The sequence below is a fragment of the Paenibacillus sp. FSL K6-4396 genome (assembly GCF_038002525.1).
GTDB lineage: Bacteria > Bacillota > Bacilli > Paenibacillales > Paenibacillaceae > Paenibacillus > Paenibacillus amylolyticus_B.
Genome location: NZ_JBBOCR010000001.1, coordinates 6,997,333 through 7,022,668, shown reverse-complemented (window position 1 = coordinate 7,022,668; position 25,336 = coordinate 6,997,333). Strand labels below are relative to the sequence as shown.

At 45.7% G+C, this 25,336-nt stretch carries 14 protein-coding genes; 11 read left to right on the top strand and 3 right to left on the bottom strand.

Going from position 1 to position 25,336, the window contains the following annotated elements; translation table 11 throughout:
* Positions 1–79 precede the first annotated feature (79 nt).
* Positions 80–4,549, top strand: a complete 4,470-nt coding sequence (locus tag MHB85_RS30615) for an S-layer homology domain-containing protein (protein ID WP_149846875.1) — start codon at positions 80–82, stop codon at positions 4,547–4,549.
* Positions 4,550–4,904: 355 nt separating this feature from the next.
* Positions 4,905–9,065, top strand: a complete 4,161-nt coding sequence (locus MHB85_RS30610) for an S-layer homology domain-containing protein (RefSeq protein ID WP_146118066.1) — start codon at positions 4,905–4,907, stop codon at positions 9,063–9,065.
* An 83-nt stretch (positions 9,066–9,148) separates the two neighbouring features.
* Here MHB85_RS30610 and MHB85_RS30605 read toward each other — a convergent pair whose 3' ends face one another.
* Positions 9,149–10,234 (bottom strand): hypothetical protein, encoded by a 1,086-nt coding sequence (locus tag MHB85_RS30605; RefSeq protein ID WP_105600559.1) that lies wholly within the window; start codon positions 10,232–10,234, stop codon positions 9,149–9,151.
* A 398-nt stretch (positions 10,235–10,632) separates the two neighbouring features.
* Between MHB85_RS30605 and MHB85_RS30600 the strand changes: the two genes are divergently transcribed.
* The 7 genes from MHB85_RS30600 (at position 10,633) to MHB85_RS30570 (ending at position 18,925) form a co-directional block, all read left to right on the top strand.
* Positions 10,633–12,741 carry a TerD family protein gene (locus MHB85_RS30600; RefSeq protein ID WP_181155519.1) on the top strand — a complete coding sequence of 703 codons (2,109 nt, stop codon included), beginning with the start codon at positions 10,633–10,635 and terminating at the stop codon, positions 12,739–12,741.
* Between the two features lie 168 nt (positions 12,742–12,909).
* Positions 12,910–13,782, top strand: coding sequence for an AraC family transcriptional regulator (locus MHB85_RS30595; protein ID WP_105600557.1), 873 nt, complete (start codon positions 12,910–12,912; stop codon positions 13,780–13,782).
* A gap of 353 nt (positions 13,783–14,135) precedes the next feature.
* Positions 14,136–15,761, top strand: a complete 1,626-nt coding sequence (locus tag MHB85_RS30590) for a rhamnogalacturonan lyase B N-terminal domain-containing protein (protein ID WP_105600556.1) — start codon at positions 14,136–14,138, stop codon at positions 15,759–15,761.
* A gap of 214 nt (positions 15,762–15,975) precedes the next feature.
* Positions 15,976–16,941 (top strand): SMI1/KNR4 family protein, encoded by a 966-nt coding sequence (locus MHB85_RS30585; protein ID WP_105600554.1) that lies wholly within the window; start codon positions 15,976–15,978, stop codon positions 16,939–16,941.
* A gap of 354 nt (positions 16,942–17,295) precedes the next feature.
* Positions 17,296–18,030 (top strand): SDR family NAD(P)-dependent oxidoreductase, encoded by a 735-nt coding sequence (locus MHB85_RS30580; protein ID WP_105600553.1) that lies wholly within the window; start codon positions 17,296–17,298, stop codon positions 18,028–18,030.
* A gap of 66 nt (positions 18,031–18,096) precedes the next feature.
* Positions 18,097–18,516: a MarR family winged helix-turn-helix transcriptional regulator gene (locus MHB85_RS30575; RefSeq protein ID WP_105600551.1), complete on the top strand. Its 420-nt coding sequence runs from the start codon at positions 18,097–18,099 to the stop codon at positions 18,514–18,516.
* 31 nt (positions 18,517–18,547) lie between these two features.
* Positions 18,548–18,925 (top strand): winged helix-turn-helix transcriptional regulator, encoded by a 378-nt coding sequence (locus tag MHB85_RS30570; RefSeq protein WP_091012315.1) that lies wholly within the window; start codon positions 18,548–18,550, stop codon positions 18,923–18,925.
* 55 nt (positions 18,926–18,980) lie between these two features.
* Here the strand turns inward: MHB85_RS30570 and MHB85_RS30565 are convergent, their stop codons facing one another.
* On the bottom strand, positions 18,981–20,051 hold the full coding sequence (locus MHB85_RS30565) for an SDR family oxidoreductase (protein WP_105600550.1): 1,071 nt from the start codon (positions 20,049–20,051) through the stop codon (positions 18,981–18,983).
* Between the two features lie 248 nt (positions 20,052–20,299).
* Positions 20,300–20,797 carry a DinB family protein gene (locus MHB85_RS30560; protein WP_091012319.1) on the bottom strand — a complete coding sequence of 166 codons (498 nt, stop codon included), beginning with the start codon at positions 20,795–20,797 and terminating at the stop codon, positions 20,300–20,302.
* Positions 20,798–20,974: 177 nt separating this feature from the next.
* Here MHB85_RS30560 and MHB85_RS30555 point away from each other — a divergent pair, with 177 nt between their 5' ends.
* Positions 20,975–22,132, top strand: a complete 1,158-nt coding sequence (locus MHB85_RS30555; RefSeq protein WP_105600548.1) for a response regulator — start codon at positions 20,975–20,977, stop codon at positions 22,130–22,132.
* A gap of 3 nt (positions 22,133–22,135) precedes the next feature.
* Positions 22,136–25,273, top strand: a complete 3,138-nt coding sequence (locus MHB85_RS30550; protein WP_105600546.1) for a hybrid sensor histidine kinase/response regulator — start codon at positions 22,136–22,138, stop codon at positions 25,271–25,273.
* The last annotated feature ends 63 nt before the right edge of the window (positions 25,274–25,336 follow it).

Sequence of the window (25,336 nt, the reverse complement as noted above, 5' to 3'; positions counted from 1 at the left end):
GAATAAGCAAGATGAGGGTAGATATGATGTTTTGAGTCAGTAAGCAGTCCAAAAATAACATATTAAGTAGGAGGAAATTATGTACACAGCAGAAATCCGGAAGAAACCATGGCAAAGAATGTCCATGCTGGTTCTTTCCTTTATTCTGGTGATTGGAACGTTGCCCATGAGTTTGGTTCAAGCGGAGGCGACTAACGAGACTCCTGTTGGTCCAGGTGGAATTGGTGCCTCTGCACTGTGGCTACGATCAGATCTGGGGATGGGAGTTGCCAGTGGCCAAAAGGTGAGTACTTGGGAAGATCAAGGCAGTAAAATAAACAATGCAACCCAAAGTACGGAAGCTAACCAACCGACCTATTGGGATGATAAAAATCATAATATCAATTTCAATCCGGTATTGGAATATAACGGCACGAGTAGTTTTATGAATCTGGATGTAAGTAAGCTTCCTCAAGGGAAGAGCCCCAGATCGATCATTACCGTTAGTAGAACCAATAAAACTGGAGGCCTCAATTATATTATTTCATGGGGAGTACAAACACCGGGTGCTTATACGGGTATGGGGATGCTTCAGAATAATACAAGGGGCGGCTTGACGACATTTAACAGTGACAGGAACCAAACATTATACACCCCTGAAGGATTCTTGGGCACGACATTCCCGAACGAGCAATTTGTTACTTGGACAGGCGGGGAAACTGAACCCAACATAGCTAGATTGTACAGTAAAATGAAGCAGGTACAGCAACTAAATGACTGGGGAAAAGATAATGTGAAGCTATGGGATACTGGTAACTCTGGCGGAGCAGTAGTCGGCAAGCTGATCCCAGCAGCAACGGGCATTGAACATTGGCAGGGTACGATTGAAGAAATCATCGTATTTGACCATGCTCTGACGGACGCAGAACGCCAAAAAGTCAGCACATATTTGGCGATCAAATACGGCTATACGCTGGATCAGACGACAGCCAATTCATATGTCGATTCAAACATGGCAACTATCTGGGATGCCCAGGAGAACGCAGTCTATACCCATCGCATTACAAGCATCGGTCGAGATGATCAGAGCGGATTGATGCAGAAACAAGCCAAAGCGCAGGAACTGGGATCTACGTTGACGATTGCATTGGGCAACAGTGTTGAGGATACCAATTCTGCAAATAAAAATGAATTCTTAAAGGATTCTTCTTTCTTTACGTTTGGTGACAATGGAGCAAGTACTGAATTCAAAACACCAATTACGAAAGATGGGAAAAAACTACTTGGGATGGAGCGTATCTTCAAGGTACAGAAAGCAAACTGGACTGAATCACAGATTACACTTCAGGTAGACGAAACGGGAGGTAACCCGGCGTTGCCTCGGTATGTTGTGATCAGCGATAATACTCAATTTGGTAATCCAAACTCATTACATTTGATTGAGAACGGCCAAGTAACCCTGAGTACCTCTAGTTTTGGTCCGAACTCGTACTTTACCATTGCAACTGCTGCTACTCCTTTGACGGTACCGGACGTCACACTGACCGACGATGAGTTGACATGGGAAGCAGTTGCACATGCAGATAAATATGAAGTAACGATTGAACTGGGAGACGGCACGAAGCGGACGGAGGAAGTAACCGGAACGGCGCTTAACCTGTCGCAATTGGTACCAACGCTAGAAGTTGGCACCTACAAAGTGACAGTAACAGCGAAGACGAACAATCCAGCCTATTCAGATTCAGAAGAGTCGAATTCAAAAAATTATGTTGTTGCTATTGATAAGGCGAAGTTGAAAGCCAAATTCGATGATATTAAAGATAAGATCGAAACAGGCGAGCTGGACGAAGAGGAGTATACACCAGCGAGCTGGACAGCACTGGATAATGCGATGAACGAAGCAGAGCGAGTGTTGAATGATCCGACAGCAACTCAAGCGCAGGTAGACAAGGCACTTCAGGATCTGACAGAAGCAAGAACGGGCCTAATCCCTACAACATCTGTACCCGTTGTAGATAAATCAGCTTTGCAAGCGAAAGTAACTGAAATTACAGGTGAAAGCCTGGAAGAGTCAGCCTACACACCAGCAAGCTGGACAGCACTGGATAATGCGATGAATGAAGCAAATCGAGTGCTTAATGATCTGACAGCGACCCAAGCGCAGGTAGACAAAGCGCTTCAGGATCTGACAGATGCAAGAACGGGCCTAATCCCTACAACATCTGTGCCCGTTGTAGATAAATCAGCTTTGCAAGCGAAAGTAACTGAAATTACAGGTGAAAACCTGGAAGAATCAGCGTATACGCCAGCGAGCTGGACAGCACTGGATAATGCGATGAATGAAGCAGAGCGAGTGTTGAATGATCCGACAGCGACCCAAGCGCAGGTAGACAAAGCGCTTCAGGATCTGACAGATGCAAGAACGGGCCTAATCCCTACAACATCTGTGCCCGTTGTAGATAAATCAGCTTTGCAAGCGAAAGTAACTGAAATTACAGGTGAAAACCTGGAAGAATCAGCGTATACGCCAGCGAGCTGGACAGCACTGGATAATGCGATGAATGAAGCAGAGCGAGTGTTGAATGATCCGACAGCGACCCAAGCGCAGGTAGACAAAGCGCTTCAGGATCTGACAGATGCAAGAACGGGCCTAATCCCTACAACATCTGTACCCGTTGTAGATAAATCAGCTTTGCAAGCGAAAGTAACTGAAATTACAGGTGAAAGCCTGGAAGAGTCAGCCTACACACCAGCAAGCTGGACAGCACTGGATAATGCGATGAATGAAGCAAATCGAGTGCTTAATGATCTGACAGCAACTCAAGCGCAGGTAGATAAGGCACTTCAAGATCTGACTAACGCTAGAACAGGACTTACCAAAGTGATTGGTACGGATACATCTACCTTGCAAACACTGGTCCCTTCCGTGGGAGGCTTGTCTCCGGCCTTTGATCCGGCTAAAGATACCTACACCATCTCTGTGCCAAATAGCGTATATCAATTTCAGCTAACGCCAACGGCACTTGATCCACTTGCCAAGATTGAAATAGCTGTTGGAGATGGAGAATGGAACGAGGTTTCAAGTGGTACTGTAAGTGAGAATTTACCGCTCCAAGTTGGTGGAAATAAGATCGTTGTTAGAGTAACGGATTCACTTGGCCATGTTACGGAGTATAAAATTAACGTGTCTAGAGCATCCAGTGACAATGGTAACAATGGTGGAGGCAACAATGGCGGCGGTGAAAATACGGGCGGTAACAGTGGAAGCACACCAGCACCTACACCTGCGCCAGTACCAACGCCTACTCCGGCACCCGTGAAGGATAATTTGGAAACAACTTGGGATGGTAGCCATCAACCATTTGCTACATCCAAACCATCTAACAACAAAGAAACGTTGGTTCAAGTTGATCCAGCCAAGCTGAATGTTGCCATGTCACAAGGCACAGGACAGCAGTTTGCCATTCATTCACCGAATGATGGTGATATGAAGGTGGACGGTTTAACCCTCGAAACATTGAAACAATTGGTGGATCAAGGTTCCAAACTAAACATTAGCAATCCGCTGGCAATCTATCCGGTACCTGGCGGTAAAATGGACGTGAATGGTGTGTCCAGACAGCTTGGTAATGCAGCGTTGAATGATATTGATGTCCATGTTGATATCGCACGTTCCTCGGATGCTTTGATTGACAGCGCCGAGACAAGAGCCGCATCCCAAGGATACGAGCTACTTGTCACACCGGTTGATCTGGATCTGACATTTACGAAAGATGGACAGACAGTTAGATCTGGCCAGTTGAACGGCTATGCACCGAAGTATATTGCACTTCCAGAAGGTATCGATCCGAACCGGATTACCACAGGCGTGATCATTAACCCGGACGGTAGCATCTTCCATGTACCAACGGTTGTCACGAAGATCGATAGTCGTTACTATGCACTCATTAATGACTTGCGCAGCAGCGGAAGTTACTCGGTCATCTGGAATCCGCAGGATTTTGAAGATGCCAGATCCCACTGGGGCAAAACGGATGTGAACAACATCGCTGCGAGATTAGATCTGCAAGGTAACGGAGATAACACCTTCTCACCGAACCGTCAGGTTACTCGTTCCGAGTTTGCCGAGATTGTTGTGCTTGGACTGGGCTTAATGCGTCAGGATGCACCACAGAATCTATTCCCTGACGTTAACGATTCCGCATGGTTCCGCTCCGCGGTAGCCCTTGCGAATGAATTCGGTATCGTTCGCGGTTACGATAATGGGAACTTCTACGGTAATCAGGAGATCACACGTGAGCAAGGATTTGCCATGGTTGCTCGTGCGTATCGTCTGATTGAACCGGAAGCGGCAATTAGCCCGGATCAGATGAACGCTGAACTGGAACGTTACAGTGATGCAGCGGATGTATCGAATTGGGCGAAAGAAGATGTAGCCCAGTTGATTGCAGCCGGAATCATCCAAGGTAATGGACCAGAGGTTCTGAGTCCGAAGACTACGATGACCCGTGCTGAGGTCACTGCATTGATTGCAAGAATGTTGAAAGTAACAAACCTGATTGATCAATAAACACAATTTAAAACGAAAAGCCTTTGCTGACATTGGGGGTCGGCAAAGGCTTTTTATTTTTTGAACTGACGTTGGAGCCGCTGAACTCTATGTGTCTCCTGCTAGAGGATATGATAAAAGGTTATCCACCCTCATATCCTCCTTGCTATCGTTTGTATTCATTATCGTATAGCTTGGTAAGAGTTTGGTAAGAGGCTCAGTGTAGAATAAGCAATGAAGTATTTCAAAATTAACACAATCTAGTAAATCAGCATCCTGAAAGGGATTATGAGAAGAATGATTTAGCTAAAATTAGATATTAGTCGAAAGGTGTGACAAGTGTTTGAAGAACAATAAGAATTTGCACAACAGCAAAATGACAAGAGTATGGTCAAGGGTGCTTTCTTTGGTGATGGTTGCGAGTATATTGCCTACACCAATTTTGTTTCCAGCCATAGAAGCTCATGCAGATACTGAAAATCCTGTATCCAACAGTACCGCGATTACCGCAGGGGGATATCCGGGTGGTGTAAGCGATGGACTCATATCATGGATTGACGTTGAGCAAAGTATGAATCTGGCAGCTGACGGCAGTAAAATCACTTCTTTGACCGATCTGGTAGATCTGGACCCCAATGTAGAACATGATAATGTGTGGAGTATCGTAAATCCTAACACCTTAGTTACAGGTGCCATTAACTTTAACAGCGGTATATTAATTGATGGCAACAAAGGATACTATGTCAGGGAGCCTTTCCATACAACGGATGTCGCTCGTGAGGCATTTTCCATTCAAGGAGCTGCTGCGAGCGGTTTCCCTTGGCATTTTGGCGGCCAAGGAAGTACCGACACGTACAGTACAAGTGTAATCAGATCTTCATTTGGCAATGCAGGGAACGACGAATTGATTCGAAATAATGCAGGTAACCCGTATCAGTTAGGGCAAGCAGATATTTTCAATGTACTTCGCACTGAGAATTATTTTGGGATGTATTTAAATAGTACGAAGTTAATCGATAAAACAACTGCAGGAACAGCGAACTTTAATAGTGCCACGAGTGCTACGGGTTACTACTTCGGAGCAGGGCATAATCGAAGGTTTAATGGACTAATATCGGAAACGATATTATATAATCGCGAGTTACAGGACGTTGAAAGAACTAAAGTGTACAGTTACTTGGGGTTAAAATACGGAATCACTCTGGCAGACAACTATGTTGCCAGTGATTGGAACGGAGAAGAAGGTACGGTTTTCTGGAATTCGTCGAACCAGGCAGATTACAAGAATCGCATTACCGGGATCGGACGTGATGACTTGGGTGCCCAGGACCAGAAACAATCCAAGTCACAAGGAGTCGGCTCAAATGTAGCCATTGCTCTTGGAGATACGATTCATTCAGATAATGCCGACAATGAGAATACGATGGATAACAACTCCTTCTTTATGTTTGCAGACAAGAGCGTGAACGATACCGTATCTTATGTAAGTGCATCCATCGTGAAAGATGGCTTTCGTGTAAAGATCATGGATCGTTCATATCAGGTGGACAAAACGAACTGGAATGATCAAGATATCACACTTCAAGTGGATGATGCTGAAGGTGTAACACCAAGCTACATCATTCTTAGCCAAGATGACTCTTTTGACAATAATGATATCTTTTATCCAGTAACGGATGGAAAGGTTACATTAAACAGTTCCAACTTTGCGGACGGTTCTTACTTCACGTTTGCAGCTGCATATCCGGAACCTAAGGGTGCCCATTTGCAAACATCGCAAGTAAACGACGATGGAATTCTAAATCTTACCTTCAATCGTGACGTGAAATCGGATGATTTGAAGGGTTTCACCGTCACAGTTGGAGGTACCGTGTATGATAATCTTAGTCAATTTATAGCTAATGGATCTACGATTTCCATCCCTCTGACGGAAGCTCAGCTTGAATCGGGAGAAGAAATTACAATTAACTATGACGGTAGTGGCACGTTGAGAGACGCGTTAACCGGACTCAAGGTTGATGAATTCGATCAGGCTCTTCACGCAGTCAATACAATGTCATTAGCGAAAAAAGTGAAAGAAGCCTTAGCTTTATCGAATGGTGATTACACGACAGATTCATGGAATGCATTGCAAACCAAAGTCCAAGAGGCACAGACACTTTTGAGCAATCCTTTGGTAACACAGACTCAGGTAAATGACCTGTTAAGATTATTGGATAACGCAATCGATGGATTGGTCAAGAATCAACCCAAAGCGGACAGCGGCAGCTTCATCGAGGGCGAAAGCACGATATCCATTCATTTTGATAAAAGTATCGAAGTAGTTTCTGAAGTGGATCTAAGTAGTGCATTTACAGTTACGGTAGGTGGGCAAACCGTAGAAGTTGTCGGAGCTGTCATCGACGGATCTGATCCTACAAAATTGATTTTGACCTTGCCCGAATCGGTTAAATTATCAAGTGATGAGAAGGTTAACGTTGCTTACAATGGAACATCTGGCTATCTAAAAGGCCAGGGAGCAGAAGGGACATTGGTTCATGATTTCCAATTCGATTTGGAAGACCCATTCGCGAGCGCGCTGAAGATTACTGAACCAGCAGGGAGTACTTCAGATAAGAAGCCAACGGTTTCGGGTACGGTCCATACGGATACAGATACGCTGAGTGCAGTGTTGAAAGATGCGGATGGAAATGTAGTTGATGTTGCAGGAAGTTTGATCTGGAATGCTGGGGATCCAAACTGGTCCTATCATCTGGATGAAGATCTGGCACCCGGCACTTATACCGTTGAGGTAACAGCAGTGGATGGAGGACGTTCCGTTACGAAAACGAAAACATTTACTATTGTAAAAGAAGCACTGACACAGCTGAGTCTGACCGATTCATTTGGGAAAAATATTGCGTTGAACCAAGCATTTGATCCAAACCAATTCAACTACGCAGCAACGGTAACCAATGATGTGTACAATCTACGTATTTACCCAACTGCTCCTGATTCTACAGACAAAATTGAGATTTTGCATGATGGAATCTGGAAGGAAGTGGAGAGCGGCAGTAGTAGTGATGATCTTGCACTTAAGGTAGGTTCAAACACAATTGTCATTAGAGTTACAGATACGAATGGTTTGCAGACGGAGTACACTACGGTTATCACCAGAGCGTCCAGTGACAATGGTAACAATGGTGGAGGCAACAACGGCGGCGGGAACAATGGCGGTGGAAATACGGGAGGTAACGGTGGAAGCACACCTGCCCCTGCGCCAGTACCAACACCAACGGCACCCGTGAAGGATAATTTGGAAACAACTCGGGATGGTAGCCATCAACCATTTGCTACATCCAAACCATCTGACAACAAAGAAACATTGGTTCAAGTTGATCCAGCCAAGTTGAATGTTGCCATGTCACAAGGCACAGGTCAGCAGTTCGCCATTCATTCGCCGAATGATGGGGATATGAAGGTGGATGGTTTAACCCTCGAAACATTGAAACAATTAGTAGATCAAGGTTCCAAATTGAACATTAGCAATCCGTTGGCGATCTATCCGGTACCTGGTGGCAAAATGGACCTGAACGGTGTGTCCAAGCAACTGGGCAACGTTGCAATGAAAGATATTGCTGTACATGTCGACATTGCACGTTCTTCGGATGCCTTGATCAGCAGCGTGAAAAACAAGGCTGCAACCGAAGGGTATGAGCTTCTGGTGGATCCGGTCGATCTGGATCTGACATTTACGAAAGATGGACAGACAGTTAGATCCGGCCAGTTGAACGGTTATGCACCGAAGTATATTGCACTTCCAGAAGGTATCGATCCGAACCGGATTACCACAGGCGTGATCATTAACCCGGACGGTAGCATCTTCCATGTACCAACGGTTGTCACGAAGATCGATAGTCGTTACTATGCACTCATTAATGACTTGCGCAGCAGCGGAAGTTACTCGGTCATCTGGAATCCGCAGGATTTTGAAGATGCCAGATCCCACTGGGGCAAAACGGATGTGAACAACATCGCTGCGAGATTAGATCTGCAAGGTAACGGAGATAACACCTTCTCACCGAACCGTCAGGTTACTCGTTCCGAGTTTGCCGAAATTGTTGTGCTTGGACTGGGCTTAATGCGTCAGGATGCACCACAGAATCTATTCCCTGACGTTAACGATTCCGCATGGTTCCGCTCCGCGGTAGCCCTTGCGAATGAATTCGGTATCGTTCGCGGTTACGATAATGGGAACTTCTACGGTAATCAGGAGATCACACGTGAGCAAGGATTTGCCATGGTTGCTCGTGCGTATCGTCTGATTGAACCGGAAGCGGCAATTAGCCCGGATCAGATGAACGCTGAACTGGAACGTTATAGTGATGCAGCGGATGTATCGAATTGGGCGAAAGAAGATGTAGCCCAGTTGATTGCAGCCGGAATCATCCAAGGTAATGGACCAGAGGTTCTGAGTCCGAAGACTACGATGACCCGTGCTGAGGTCACTGCATTGATTGCAAGAATGTTGAAAGTAACCAACTTGATTGATCAATAAACAATTTAAAACGAAAAGCCTTTGCTGACATTGGGGGTCGGCAAAGGCTTTTTTAGGCATTTTTTTGTAGGGCCAGATCGTTGCTACAAAATCATCTTTCGTGCCTCTTCATTAAAGAACATAGTGACGTCTGGATAAGCGTCAAGATTGACCTGCTGTAGTCTCATGATCTTTTCAAGGAAGATGGAGTCGTTGAACAGTTTACTAACAATTATTTCGCACCAAGCCGGGGTATGCCTGAAAGCATCTACCAGCAATTGAACCTCATCAAATCGGAAAAACAGGATATATGAAGCATAGTTCTGAAGCAGTGTCTTGAAACAGTGGTTAGCGTATGTACTGGAGTGACCTTCAGCTTGAATAAGGAAATCCCGCATGATCTGGAATAATGCCTCCGGTTCCTCTGTATACAACTGTAACATCTGACTCACGTTGTTGATTAACATGATGATTGGTTCCAAACCTTCCTCTGAAGGCATGTTTAACTTGGGAGATCGGCCTTCAATGGTATATAGCAGTTCCAGCGTCAGGCGTTTGCAGGCTTGGATCTCTTCAGCAGTGATTACGATTTGTTCCCTGTATTCATTTCGAAGTAAGGTGTAGTGATCATGGTATGCCGAAAAATAATCCTCCAATGAAATGTCGGTCTTCGTATGTACAAGGTGTTGTTCGCTGAATGAGCAGGCATATAATGTATCTTCATTAACCGGGTGTGCATAGAGGTAAAAAAAGAAGAAAAAGTCACGTAACAGATGCTTTTGTTCCTCGCTGAATTGGGGAATTTCGCTTAGCTGAGACAATTGGAAGAAGCTATAGCCTTTCATAAATTCATTCATGGCACTGTAGGTGTTATACGTGTTGATCGACAGCGTGGTGTTGATGGTAAATAACAGATAATACATAATCATTTCGTCATAAACATCGAGCTGTTCAAATGGTTCTGAGAGAGTCGGCTTCCAGTCTGGCCTTGATCCATAATAGGGATCTTTCGGACGCAGTCTCGACATCCAGCTTGTAAATGTCTCATCTGGGTGGGATACCATAAACAGTTCGGCACTATTATCCTCATACAAACCATACTCCATATAATCTGTGCACGAAGGCGCAGGCTTAACTCCACAATTGAATTTGAGCCGTATATAATCAGAATATAATTTTTGAAGTTCCATCGTCCTAACCTCGTTTCTGCATCATTCTCTAGGGTTCTTCTTCGTTATATTCGACACAATTTTGAGCACTCCCCCTGGATTTGGGAAAGATCATAAACCACATATATCTTTTGGTGGATATAAAAAAGAATTTCAATGGGGTGTCGTAATACTTTCGCCCTGTTGGCATATCGTGGAATCTGAGATGATGGGTTCACCAGAGGTTCGGGTGACGAACTTCGAATCGCTGGCCTTCAGGCTATTGCGATCCTTCCTTCTACATCATTGGAGATCATAGGGTCGCAGCTCTCCTGAAGATTTCATTATCAGAGAGGAGGCGTCCAGGCTATCATATTCCTTCCTTCTAACCCTAACCTTTCACGTTATATAGGGATGTGGCTTTCCTGGACTCTTTTATCATGGACAATACGATTTATTTGCGCAGAGCGAACAAACTCATTATTGAATCAAACGAAGGGAAACAACAGTTGCCGAAGACACACCTGGCGACTGCCCTCAAAAATATTGAAGCACTCGGATACACCTTCTCGGATGAGCTAATGCAGGCGATGAGACAGCTGTCCATGGAACAGTTTGAAGCAGTATATCATCAACTTGTGGCGGATCTGAGAGTCATGGTCGGCGCACATGTGAAGTACACACCGATGTATGCAGGATTCCCAATGCAGGTGATGCAAGCGGATGAAGCGGAGTTATACCTTAATGCAATTATTCATTATCTGACCAACCTGACTGTGGTCTATTCGGATCAACCATCTGTGGAGCGAATGCCTTTGCTGGAGAAGACGGACTTGAAAGTCATTGGTTTGGGAAACAAACAAGCATTCCAGGCGCTAATCCGTCAGATCATTGAAGCAAAAGGTTCCATCTCTGAAACAGACAAGGCGGATATCGACACGGTATTGGAGCACGCAGACCCGGAAGACGTGGATGCGCTATTACCCGCTGAGATTCCGTTCAAAGAAAATGTAGGCTTTGTGGTTGCCTCGCTGTTGAAGCATGAAAAGGCGAACATCGACCGAATCGGTCCGTATTTCAAAACGGCAAGTGATGTCCTGCGTCTGGCTGTTGCCTGGTCGAATGGTGATGTCAGCCTCGCTGCGGCTTCTCCCTTCCGAAAATTTAAACGCCGTGAGAGACGCCTTTTGCTCGGATTATTGGAGCAATGTGGCTCCATCACGGAGGATATGCTGCGTTATAAAGATCGCTGGATTCGTCTCGGCGAAATTCTGCATCCTTCGGAATATAAGCTTCGGTATCCACGATGCGAAGAGGCTTTTGATATTTTGCGTAATAATAAACCGTATTCGACCTTCAACGGAAGTGTGGAGCTTGCCTTCCAATATCGGAATGTCTGGAGTCTGATCGATCTGTTGTCACAGCGTCCAGGTGAATTCGCGAGAAGACTGGATCACATGTTGCGTATGACCGAAGATGAAGCGTATGTCCTGCTGGCCTTTGGTGAGGTATTGGAGCAAGTCTCTACCCCAGTGTTATTGCAGGTGAGACAGCATTTTGCGCAGCGTAATGAACGGCAGGATCTGCGTGTCTTCTTCCCGAAAGGCAATGTAGCCAAAGCTTTTGCTGTTCCGAATGAGCTGCCAGAGATCGATGAAGGCACGTGTCAAGATGTCGTGCAATTATGCGAGCAGGCGCTGGTAGAGCGATTCGCAAACCTTTCCCCGCTTGGGAAGACCTATGTCGATCCACAGCTTCATGATTATCTGGTACCCTTTTCCCAGAGATCAGCGAGCAAGGCTCTGCATACCATCGTTCGTGGAAGCCGTGTGCCGATGGCAGAGGGTGATACCATTCGTTTCTTCAACTGGTGGAAAGAGGGGGACGTGGATGGAAAGTCTACAGGGCGCGTGGACATTGACTTGTCTGCGGTGATGTATGATAAGGACTGGAACTATGTGGAGCATATTTCCTATACGAATCTGCGATCCTCTAACTATAAGGCTGTCCATAGCGGAGATATCGTGACTGCACCTAACGGAGCAAGTGAGTTTATTGATCTGCATATTCCATCCATCGTGGCTTTTGGTGGACGATATGTGGTGGCGACACTGCTTTCGTTTACAAGTCATCCGTATTGTGATCTGCCCGAATGTTTTGTGGGCTGGATGATGAGGAAGAAGCCGGGGTCTGGCGAGATTTTCGAACCGTCTACCGTAGCGAACAAAATCGATATTACAGCGGATACGCAGATTGCGATCCCTGTCATTATGGATCTGGTCGAACGCACCGTCATCTGGACAGACCTGGCACTGACCAGATATCCGGACTACCACAATAACGTAGAGGGGAATCAGAAAGGTATCGTGCTGATGGGTAAAGCACTAACGACTTTACGCAAACCCGATCTGCATGACTTGTTCATGCTCCATGCCAAAGCTAGAGGAGAACTGGTGGATACAATAGATCAGGCGGATACAATCTATTCGGTGGATCAAGGCGTTACACCGTACGATATCGAGCAAATTATGGCGGAGTATCTGGTTTGACCTGTTTGACTTAAATACTGGCGTTATGTGAGTATCAAGGTTGGAAAAGAGCAGCTGATGCTGCTCTTTTTTTCTGTTTAGATGCAAAGAGCCTACAGAATGGTGCAGGTAATGTCGGATGCAAAGAGAATGACTTTGCTAAGCTTAAATTAACGTGGGAGGGATGATATGGATACGCTGAGGCGGTTAAATGAAGCCTTGAATTATATTGAGGAGCATCTGATGGATGTCATGGACATGAAGGAGATTTCCCGGATTGCCTGCTGCTCGGAATATCATTTTACACGCATGTTCTCTTTTCTTAGTGGTGTAACGCTCTCGGAATATATTCGACGTCGCCGGTTGACACTTGCAGCTATGGAGTTAAGCCACAGTGACAGCAAAATCATTGATATTGCACTAAAATACGGGTATACATCGCCGGATTCTTTCTCGCGTGCTTTTCAAAGCATGCATGGCACTACGCCCTCCGAAGCACGAAACCATGGTCCATCCCTTAAAGCCTTCCCACGAATGACATTTCAACTGACCATTCAAGGAGGAAGCGAAATGAACTACCGCATTGAAGATAAAGAGGCGTTTCGAATCGTGGGTATTCGTAAAAGGGTGCCAATCGTATTCAACGGGGTTAATCCGGAGATCGCTGCGATGTACCAGAGTCTTACACCGGAATTGATCGATAGGATTAAGGGGGCATCGAACGTCCAACCTATGGGCTTAATCAGTGCTTCATCCCATTTCAGTGAGGGACGTATGGCGGAACAGGGAGAACTGGATCATTACATTGGTGCAGCTACGACAAAAGAGACGCCTGAAGGACTGGAACACCTGGAGGTTCCTGCTTCGACATGGGCTGTATTTGCTGTCGTCGGTCCGTTTCCTGGTACGCTTCAGGAGGTGTGGGGCCGGATCTACGCGGAATGGTTTCCTTCATCGGACTATGAGCTGAGTGAGGGTCCGGAAATGCTATGGAATGAGCACAAGGATGTTACTGTAGAGCAATATAGAAGTGAGATATGGATACCTATTCGGAAGAGATGATACGTCTCTAGTTTGATATTTGCGGGCGCAGCTTTTTGAAGCTGCGTTTTTTTGTTTTTAGAATTTGCTATCAGATATACGGGCCGTTTTCATTGCGAACATATGTAATATAATGGTATTATTTTATTGGAATTGTAAGAATACTTTTATGTAGAAGAGTGATTTAAAAAAGGGGGTGGCGAGATCAGGTTTACATGAAGTGATGACTCTATTCTATACGCACGTAGACATAACATTCCATTGATCATGGACAGGCTCACATAGCAGACATAGAGATATGAGACGGAAGTGTCAGTTATTATACATTGTAATGTAAGCGCTTTATTCAATGATTTCCAAGGAGGGATTTACTCATGACCAAAAGTATAGTGAGAAAGGCGCTTGGTTTGTTTTTAATTGTCGTCATGATTGCAACAGCTGCTGTATACCCTGCATCTACCGGACACGCGGCAACCATAAATGTGACCGATAACGGCACAAGAATCGAAGTAAACACCGGATCAGGATTAGTCTATGTGGTGAATAAAACCAATGGCGATATTATATCGGCCAAAATGAACGGTACGGAGCTGAACAGCAACAGAGGGTCGCACATCGGGTCAGGTTTGGGTTCATCCGCCAATGTGACTTGGAATACCTCTCCTTCTGGATCGACCGTGTTAATTACGGTATCTACAAGCACATTAACTCACTATTATGCTTCGCGTGGTGGCGAGAACATCATATACATGGCAACGCATATCACGGCTCAACCTTCGATTGGAGAGTTACGGTACATTTTCCGTGGTAATGGTAGTGTGTTGACAGGTGTTCCGGCGAATTCTAATAACCGGGGTAACACTGGAGCAATTGAAAGTCAGGATGTGTTCGGGTTTGCAAATGGACAGTCGGCCTCCAAATATTATGGTAATGATCAGGCCAAAGACTTATCTGTTCGTGGGGTGACGGGGAATGGCGTCGGTGTATTTATGGCCTACGGCAATCGGGAAAAAAGCTCTGGCGGCCCATTCTTCCGTGACATTCAGTTCCAAAGTGGAACAGAGACGGAAGTCTATAATTATATGAACTCGGGACATGCACAGACGGAAAATTGGCGCCTGGGTCTGCATGGGCCGTACGCTTTGATCTTCACCACAGGTGGTACCCCAAGTGTACCCGACTTCAGCTGGATGTCTGGTCTGAACTTGCAGGGTTGGGTTTCCAGTCGAGGGAACGTAGTGCTTAATGGTCTCTCCGGAATGGATACGGGTTATGCATATACAATTGGGTTCGCCAATAGTAATGCTCAGTATTGGGTGGGTACCTCTTCAAGTGGGGCAGCCGCCAAATATAGCATGATCCCAGGGACATACACCATGACAGCCTATAAGGGAGAACTGGCGGTATATACGGAAACGGTTAATGTCACGGCAGGCCAAACGACGACTCTGAATACACGTACGATCAACAATGATCCGAGTCAAGCCTCCAACATCTGGCGAATCGGCAACTGGGATGGTACACCACGGGAGTTCCTGAATGGACAGACCATTCCGATCCGTCACCCGTCCGATAGTCGCAACCCAAGCTGGGGACCTGTCACCTATGCCACCGGTAGCGCGACCAATCGATTCCCGGCAATCCAGTTCCGTGGTCAGAATTCTCCAACCACAATAACGTTTAATTTGAATGCATCTCAAGCGGCATCTTCTCATACGCTCAACATCGGTATTACCGCAGCTTACAATAATGGCAGACCTAGCGTAACGGTTAATGGACATGCTTTAACCAATCCTGCTGCATCTTCACAGCCCAATTCTCGTAGCTTCACGATTGGTACCTATCGTGGCAACAACACAACGTTCAGCTGGAATGTCCCGGCATCTTACTTCGTGAATGGTTCCAATACTATCAAGATTACGCCGATCAGTGGTTCCAGTGATTTGGGGAACTGGTTAAGTGCAGGATGGGTTTACGATTGTGTGGAGTTACTGAATTGAATTAAGAATGCAATATCGTGGAAGGAATAAAAGAGGTAACCTGCCTGGTTTTCTTAACAGGGTTCAGGTTACCTCTTTTAGCTTTGTCATCGGAAATGAAAAGATATCAATTCATGATATCACTAAGGATCTTGCTTTGCTGGAGATGGTGATCCGGATAGTGGTATAATTTTCAATACGTAATCATGAGTGAATGAACGGGGAGGAAAAGAGAATGAGAGACGATCTGTTGGTTCAATTGCAAGAGTGGCATGAAGAAGATGAGTTTCAGGAAATTGTGGATGCAATTCAAGCGATTCCTGTGGAAGAAAGGGATTATGAGCTGGTTAACCATCTGGGCCGAGCGCTGAATAACCTGGAACGGTATGAAGAAGCGGTTGAACAATTCCTGACGGTTGCTAAAGAGGGCACAGGTGACCCACTCTGGCATTATCGGATTGGACTGGCTTATTATTATCTCGAGCAATATGCGCATGCGCTACAAGCGTTCGAAAGAGCGGATGAATTGGACCCTGAGGATGAAGATACGCTGGAGTTTCTGGAATGGATTCGAAGTAAAATGGAGGAGGAACCCTCAGAGGAATCCGTAGACGAATCGGTGGATACCTTCCCATCTATTACTGAGATCTCAACCGTACCTGTTAGTGTTAGCCATCTGGAACCAACAGGTTTTTGGAATGACAGTGCTGAAGCCGTGGATCAATATGTGTTGGCCCCGCCTACCGATGAACAGGTCGAGTCAGTGGAGGAGCAGTTGGTGTTTAAGCTGCCAACATCCTATATTAACATGATGAAATTACATAATGGCGGTGTCCCCCACTATAGGCATTTTCCGGTTAGCCAAGCAGAGGCTGCCAAGAAAGTCCGCGTTGAGGTCAAGGGGATACTGGGAATTGGACGTGAGAAAGCACATTCGTTAGGTGGTGAAACTGGCAGCCGGTTTATTATCGAGCAGGGGGGTTACCCCGAAATCGGTGTTGTCATCTGTGAGTGCCCTTCCGATTCGGAGGTGGTGATGCTGGATTATCGTGAATCCGGCAATGCTGGTGAGCCCGAGGTTGTTCATGTGGATAAAAAAGAAAGCTACAAGATTACGTGGCTTGCACCCAATTTTGAAATCTTTATTCAAGGTCTGGTAAATGAGGAAAATCAACCTGCAAACCTTAAAGGTGCATTGTAAGTAAAGGTATGGGCTTCTTTTTATACAAAACGTTGAAAAGACTGCATCCGTCATGACGGATGCAGTCTTTTTGTTGCCTAGTTATGCGCGATAAGTCGGAAATGTCACCCAAACCGAGCTTTTACTAACTGCGTTAGCTTCGCCAAGATATCCAAAATAAGTATATAGAGCTGTACTCGTTGCATTAAGGCAGTTACTTTGCTAGTATTTAGATATATAATATTTAGTCATCTAAATATTATATATCTAAATACCTTGGTTTCTTCAAGAAAGGGCTACGCATCATGTTAAGAAAGAAAAACAAAGTAGCCCTTGTTACTTACAAATAAATAAAATACGTTAGGAGCAATTCACATGGGAAAATTAGATAATAAAGTAGCTATTATTACTGGCGGAGCCTCGGGAATCGGAGAGGGCATGGTAGATCTTTTTGCACAGGAAGGCGCCATCGTCATTGCTGCAGACATTAATGAGGAAGCACTGGAGAGAGTAAGCCAAAAAGAGAATGTGTACGGAATGAAGTTGAATGTATCTTCGGATGAAGATTGGCAGGCACTGGCGAAAGTAGTGAATGAACGATTTGGGAAAATTGATATTCTGGTCAATAATGCGGGCATTTCTTCCGAGAAGCCATTTGAGGAAATCAATGCACAGGATTGGGGGAAAATGCTTTCCATTAACGGTTACGGCCCATTCGCTGGCATGAAACATGTCACTCCTTATATGGCAGCCCAGAAAAAAGGTTCTATCGTCAATATCTCATCATATACCGCTTTGATTGGACAAGGCTTTAACCATTACTCGGCGTCCAAAGGCGCGGTACGTGCATTATCCAAAGCTGCTGCGACCACCTTCGGACGTCAAGGTATTCGTGTGAATGCTCTTTTTCCTGGGATCATCGAAACACCAATGACCCAATCCTTGAACACCTCAAAGGAACTGCTTGAACGGTTAATTCAGGCAACGCCTTTGCAGCGTCTGGGCCAGGCTATTGATATTGCCAAAGCCGCGTTGTTCCTGGCGTCGGATGATTCTTCGTACATTACCGGATCTGAACTGGTGATCGATGGTGGCTACTCAGCCCAATAGCGTGTAAAATGATGACAGCCCTTAAGTTAAATGAGGGCTGTTGTTTATTTTTTCGAGGAGGATCTAATGGAAGAACAGAACATTTTTGAGCTTATACACAACATGGATAATTTCACTAATAAATTGATCATACAATGGAACAAATCATTCAATGAGGACCTCGGTGTCTCTCATGTGCTTGTACTCAGCCATCTCCATCAAAATGGAAAAAGCCGACCTTCGGATATTGCAAAAATGTTAGGGTTCACGCCGCCTACACTCAGTTATTTATCGGACAAGATGGTAGCCAAGGAACTAGTCGTCAGAATGGTAGATGAAGCGGACCGCCGCATTATTTATTTGAACATTACGGATAAAGGGACCGAAGTCCTCGGAAGAGCAATATTGGAGGGCCAGAAGCTGCGTAAGAATTTATTCCAGAAATTAAACGAAGAGGATCGAGCGCAACTAGTCCATATTTTTGAGAAGATGAATCGGGAAGATTGAGCAATAGACTCGAAGGGAGACCGAAGGTGATATGGAGGAACCGCTCAAAGTATATAACACCGCAGTTGAAGCTTTTCTTGAGGTAATCGGGGGAAAGTGGAAGCCTGTTATTCTATTCCATCTTACCTTTGGCAAGAAACGTAATGGTGAGCTGATGAAACTGATCCCTGCGATCACCCAGAAAGTGCTGACGCAGCAACTTGGTGAACTAACGGAGGCGGGGGTTATTGTCCGAATTTCCCATCACCAGGTTCCGCCTAAAGTGGAGTATGAGTTAACAGCGTATGGGTGGAGTCTTAAAGAGATTCTTCATCTAATGTGTAGATGGGGCGATATACACGTGGAGAATGTTTATGGTGATCGAGGAAAAATTCTGTTTAAGCCGCCAACGACTACTGACGTTGAGTGACTTATATAAGCCGATTCTGGAATTCAGGAATCGGCTTATTCTGCATTTATCTAAGTTACGGAAGGATCTTGCGATCACGTAGATTTCTGAAAATATCCATAAACATAGCCTCAGTGTCAATAAAATCATGAAATCCGAAGCGGCGAGCTTTGGAACCATCTGCGAAGAAATCGTAATCCCACGAGAAGACAAAGTCACCAAATGCCCAGGAAGAGACATCATCATAAGGGGTGTTTACCAAACCATACTTTTCAATCATGGAATCCCAAAGATCTTCTTTATCTGCCATCACAGTTGCAAGTGAGAGGGTGAGTGGCGGTGCGGTTTCCAATTTGAAAAATGCAGCAATTTTGGGCCAGAGCTCATTCCAGCGAAACAGATCGCCATTGGTGATATTAAATGCCTGATTGGCACAGCGAGGTTCGGTTGCTGCCCATACGGTTGCATGAGCCAGCAATGTGGCATCAGTCATTTCAAGCAGCGAATGATACGCTCCTGGTTTCCCAGGGAATCGAAGTGGTAAGCCAAGCTCCTTGGAGATAGCCGCATATACGCCAATAACCATGGCAAGGTTCATTGGATTACCCAGAGCGAAGCCACATACCACCGAAGGGCGCAGGGCTGACCAGGTCCAGCTGCTTCCGGGTTGCCGATCTTCGAGAAACCGTTGCTGATCGACATTGAATTCGGGGGGCATATGATATGCGTCCGTTTCTTTGGCAGGTGTTTTGAATGGCCCGAGATGTGCACCGTACACTTTATAACCTTGCATTAGGCTAATATGTTGGAGATTTGGAGCAATCGGTTCAATCGTATTCACCACATTGACGAGCATGGCCAAGTTGGGCTGTACCAATTCGGCCCAGGTTGGACGATCCTGATACGCGGCGTAGAAAATATGCGTAACGGTCGTTAAATGGCTCAGTTTGTCTTGTGTGTCTGCTTCGTTCAGTAAATCAGCTGATATATAACGCAACCTAGGGGCATCTTCCCCTCCGCGGCGAGATACACCAATGACATTCCACTGGGGAAGTGTCATCAGATAATCCATAAGGTTTCTTCCAATGACGCCTCCAGCACCAATGACAAGTGCGGTGTAACGGGTAACGGATTGTTCGGGTTTCAATGGACATGCTCCTCTCTTCTTCTGTTCATATTGTGGGTCAGAAAAAGAAGGATGAGAAGTACGCACCTCAAAGTCATATACGTACTTTGAAGTAATATATGAGCCTGGAGCAGGACATGAGCATTATAATTGGCACTTCAATGGATGGTACTTGCCTATAACCACAAGAAGCTGTAAAAGGAACAATCGTCCTTTCACAGCTTAGATGTGTCTGTATATTCGTTCAATAGATCTGTTGTGGAGATGGTTTACGCCGGATATCCGCCACCTGGAGGCGGCCATGCGCCGTAGAAGCGACGCAGCAGAACAATCTCACCCAGATGGTACGAGTTATGGGAGGCGATATTGCGCAGAAGTCCTGCTTTAGTTTCACCCGGGAAATAGAGCAGTGGATCATCCAATTGTGCAGTTTCTGCAATGGCTACGGCTTGATCAACCCCATCCAAGAATGCCTGAATATCTGCCTTCCACGTGGCTTCATCCTGTGGGCCCTTCTCCTCAGGCCAGCTCTCACTCACGTTAGCAGGGAGCTGTGGCTTGCGTCCTTCCAAGTGGTCGAGCATAAATTGCTGCCAATAATGCATGTGCTTCACCAACTGATAGATCGTATATGGCATGGCATCGTGCGTACGAGCAGCAAGTGTGACATCGATGTCGGGTAGAGCACGGGCGATGCGGATGTGGCCACGTTCCCCTACTAATGATTTGACAAGGGCTTGCGCAAAGCTTTGATTAACATCTGACATATGGTACCTTCCTCTCTTCCAAGACCGGATCTGATAACCTGTCTTCTATTTAGTATTATACAATTAAATTGCTAAAAATTAAAAATGGATAACTAAGAACGCTAAATACTTAAAATGCCTATGATATAATAGTGAAAAAATACATCTCAAGGCCTCAGGGTCGAGGAGGAAGCTCCTGTGAAAGTGATATTGGTTGACGACGAACGTCTAGCGTTGATAGGCCTTCAAAAATCACTAGAAAAAGAAGTAAGCGGCATTGAAATTATTGCTACATATATGAATCCAACAGAGGCTGTGGCGGGTATTGTGGAGCACCGTCCTGATGTTGTATTTCTGGATATTCATATGCCGGAGATGGATGGTATGGATCTGGGAAGACAGATTCAGACGGCAACACCGGGCACCGAAATTATATTTGTGACCAGTTACGATCAATATGCGGTGCATGCTTTCGAATTACAGGCTTTGGATTATGTGATGAAGCCCATCCAAAAGGATCGATTGAAGCAGACGGTAAGCCGCGTAAGAGAGAAACTGAGCGTAAAACGGGAGCAGCATTCAAAGGATACAAACGTACCTTTAATTTGCTGTTTTAATCAGATTCAGTTTAAGCTTCCAGGAAAGGATATCCAGGTTGCTAAATGGCGTACAAGCAAGGCGCAGGAGCTGTTTGCATACTTGCTTCACCACCGGAACCAGGTCGTCCATCGAAGTGTTCTGCTGGAGCTTCTGTGGCCGGGAATGGAAGAGGAAAAGACGGCACACCAACTCTACACTGCGATTTATCATGTCCGCCAAACCCTGAAAACTTGCAATATGGATATGATCAAGATTCAGAGTGGACACCTGGAGGCAGGCTATCGACTCGAATTGGGTGAGGCTCAGTTGGATAGTGAGCAGTGGGAACGGGAAATCAGGCAATGGAAAGTTGTAGACGCAAGTACCGTTCATGCCTATGAGCAAGCGCTTCATCTATATAAGGGTACCTATCTTGGCAATTATGAATACATGTGGGCTGAACCTGAGCGGGAAAGATTACGCTATCTGTGGCTGTATCATATGAGACAACTAAGTTTGTATTACCAGCAGCATGGGCTGGTGGAAAAAGTGATCGAGAGTACACAACGTATCCAGCATATGCTTCCGGATGAAGAAGAAAGTTATTATATGCTAATGAAGTTATATGATGAAATGCACAACGATCTCGGTGTAGAGGAGCAGTATCGTCTCTTAACCACCAGAATGGAGCAAGATTTGGAGATACCGATCAGTGAGGACATTACCGAATGGTATCAGGACTGGAAGCTCGGTTTAACCAAAGTCATGAAAAAATAATTAATGAAATTACTTCAAACAAAACGTATGGACCGTTACAAATATTTGATCATCATGCTAATCATTTTTGGAGTGTTACTTGGCATGCGCTCGGTATGGTCAGAGTTATTCAACACAGTAGATGAACATCGCGCCGTTAACGGGGTGCTTGATCTGAGAGATGTGGATCTGGATCAGTCCCCTGTTATGTACTTGAACGGGGAATGGGAACTTTACCCGGACGAATTACTGACCCTGCAAAATATTTCCAAGAGGGATGGCGGTGCGAAGAGTGTTCAGGTCCCAGGAGACTGGGGGAGTGCACAGAATCAGGAACATGAGAGTTCGTACGGTTATGGAACGTATCGATTGCGTATTTTGACAGACCCACTTCAGACGCCCGTTACCTTCTGGTTCAAGGGGATTCGAAGTTCATCCGAGATTGAGTTGAACGGAGACGCCAACGGGGGCACAGGTGAGGTCTCCTCGGATAGCATTACATATATACCCGGGAGTACTTCATATACAGTGACCTACGATCAGGAAGGAACAACCTCCATTGAACTACTGATTCGCGTAGCCAATTACGACAGCCCATATATGGGTGGAATTAGCAAACCTGTTCGCTTTGGCTCACAGGCAGCTGTTGATTACTCGCGGTGGTACTCCATTGGTTTTCAGCTGGTCATCTTTCTGATTTTGCTCCTTCACGGCATGTATGCCTGTATTCTTTACGCATTTAATCGGCAGGAACGATCCTTGCTGGTTGGAGCCGTATTAACTTTAACTGTTGGCATCACGGTTACGATGGGTCATGATAATATTTTGATGTTATGGCTTCCGATCAATTATACCTGGGGCATTAAAATTCGATTGATCTCATTATTGCTGCAAAATGCTTGTATCCTGCTGTTATTCCAGAGATTAACGATGGTTCATCTACGAAAGGCATGGCTACAGTGGCATGTTGTCATGACCTTGATCTATACGGCCGTGATTGTGGTTGTGCCCATTCATATTACATATACCATGATCCATTACAACTTCATTAACCTTTTCTTTCTTGTATCCCTGATCTGGTTTCTATATATCGTGGGAACGATGATCTTCAGGAAACAGGCAGACCGGGATATTGTTTTTCTGCTGCTTACTGCAGGAGGCATTACATCCAACCTGTTATGGAGTGTGGCCGAGACAGCCAGAGATGTGACAACAGTCTATTACCCTATTGACATCATCTTTGCCATTACCGGCTTCTCCGCCTATTGGTTCAAGAAATACTTCAGGAATGCCAAAGAGAATATGAAGCTGAATACAGAACTGCAGAAGGGTGACAAAATTAAAGATCAATTCTTGGCGAATACATCACATGAACTGCGGACCCCACTGCACGGGATCATTAACATCGCTCACAACGTGGTCACCCGAGAGAAAAACCGGTTGGATGAACGGAGCCTGGAGGATATGGAGTTGCTGGTTACGATCGGTCGACGGATGTCGCATCTCCTTGGTGATCTACTGGATGTAGTCCGACTGAAGGAGCACCGCATTGTGTTGCGTCAGAGTCCTCTTTCCATACAGTCGGTTGTGCCTGGCATTATCGCCATGCTGCAATTCATGGCAGAACGGAAACCAGTCCACCTTCATATGGAGATTCCGGAATCGTTCCCACTGGTCATGGCTGATGAAGAAAGGCTCGTTCAGATTTTGTATAATCTGCTGCATAACGCGCTTAAACATACAGAGGAAGGAACGATAACCGTAAGTGCCGAAATTTGTGAAGGACATGCTCTGATTCATGTGACGGATACAGGCATTGGCATGGATGAGGATACACGGATGCGTATTTTCCTTCCATATGAACAAGGGTCGTATGGAATCAGTGACGGACAAGGCATCGGGCTTGGACTGAACATCTGCAAAGAGCTCGTAGAACTGCACGGCGGGGCACTTACGGTTCGCTCGGAACTCGGAACGGGCTCGGTATTCAGCTTCGATCTGCCACTCGCGGATGAAGCCGCCAATCAGGCTCAGTCACAACTTCCCCTGATATGGGAACAGGCCGCCGAGATGATGGAAGATGCACCTGGCGGATTCCTGTTACCCCGCCAAGGTATGGGGGACGCGGAAGCCTTGGCGACGGCAGAGATGGCTCCGTTGTTAAAAGAGGGGAGAGCTACCATTCTGGCTGTGGATGATGATCCGGTGAATCTGGATGTGTTGGTCAGCATTCTTTCGACGGAACCATATGATATAACTACAGCAGGTTCGGGTCAGGAAGCGATGGAGTTGCTCGGCACACGTCAGTGGGATCTGCTCATTACAGATGTGATGATGCCCAATATGTCTGGCTATGAGTTAACCCAGAAGGTGAGGGAACAGTTCTCGATGTCTGAGCTTCCTGTGCTGCTGTTGACGGCACGAAGTCAGCCGCCAGATATCTACACGGGGTTTGCATCGGGGGCAAATGATTATGTCACGAAGCCTGTAGATGCGGTAGAACTGAAATATCGGATACGTGCATTGACCTTGTTAAATCAGTCTATCCAAGAGCGCCTGCGCATGGAGGCCGCTTATTTGCAGGCTCAGATTCAGCCTCACTTCCTGTTCAATACGCTGAATTCACTTATGGTCTTAAGTGATATTGATACAGAGCATATGCGGAAGCTTGGTGAAGCTTTTTCATCTTATTTACGGATCAGCTTCAACTATCTCAACACAGGGGAACTGGTGAAATTATCATATGAGCTGGAACTCGTTGAAGCCTATCTTTATATTGAAAAAACACGATTCGAAGATCGATTGTCGGTGGTATTAAACGTAGAGCCGGACCTTCCGTTGCTTCTCCCGCCGTTATCAATTCAGCCTTTGATTGAAAATGCCGTCAGACACGGTCTATTAAGCCGCAATGTAGGCGGTACGTTATGCCTATCCATCACTCGTCATGAGGGTTATACCCGTATTGAGGTGAAGGATAATGGCAAAGGTATGGAACCGGAGAAGGTTGCAGAACTGCTACATGCTACGCCAGGTGGAAAAGGCGGAATAGGCATTGTGAATACAAACCGCAGATTGCTGCAACGGTATGGTCGGGGATTGTCGATCGTAAGTGAGCCGGGTGAGGGCACGATGGTATCATTTGATATTCCGGATAAGATATAAGGAAAAGGCCGCAGAAGTGAAGACTTCCGGCCTTTTGTTTTGCTTGCGCATCCAGTCCCTATT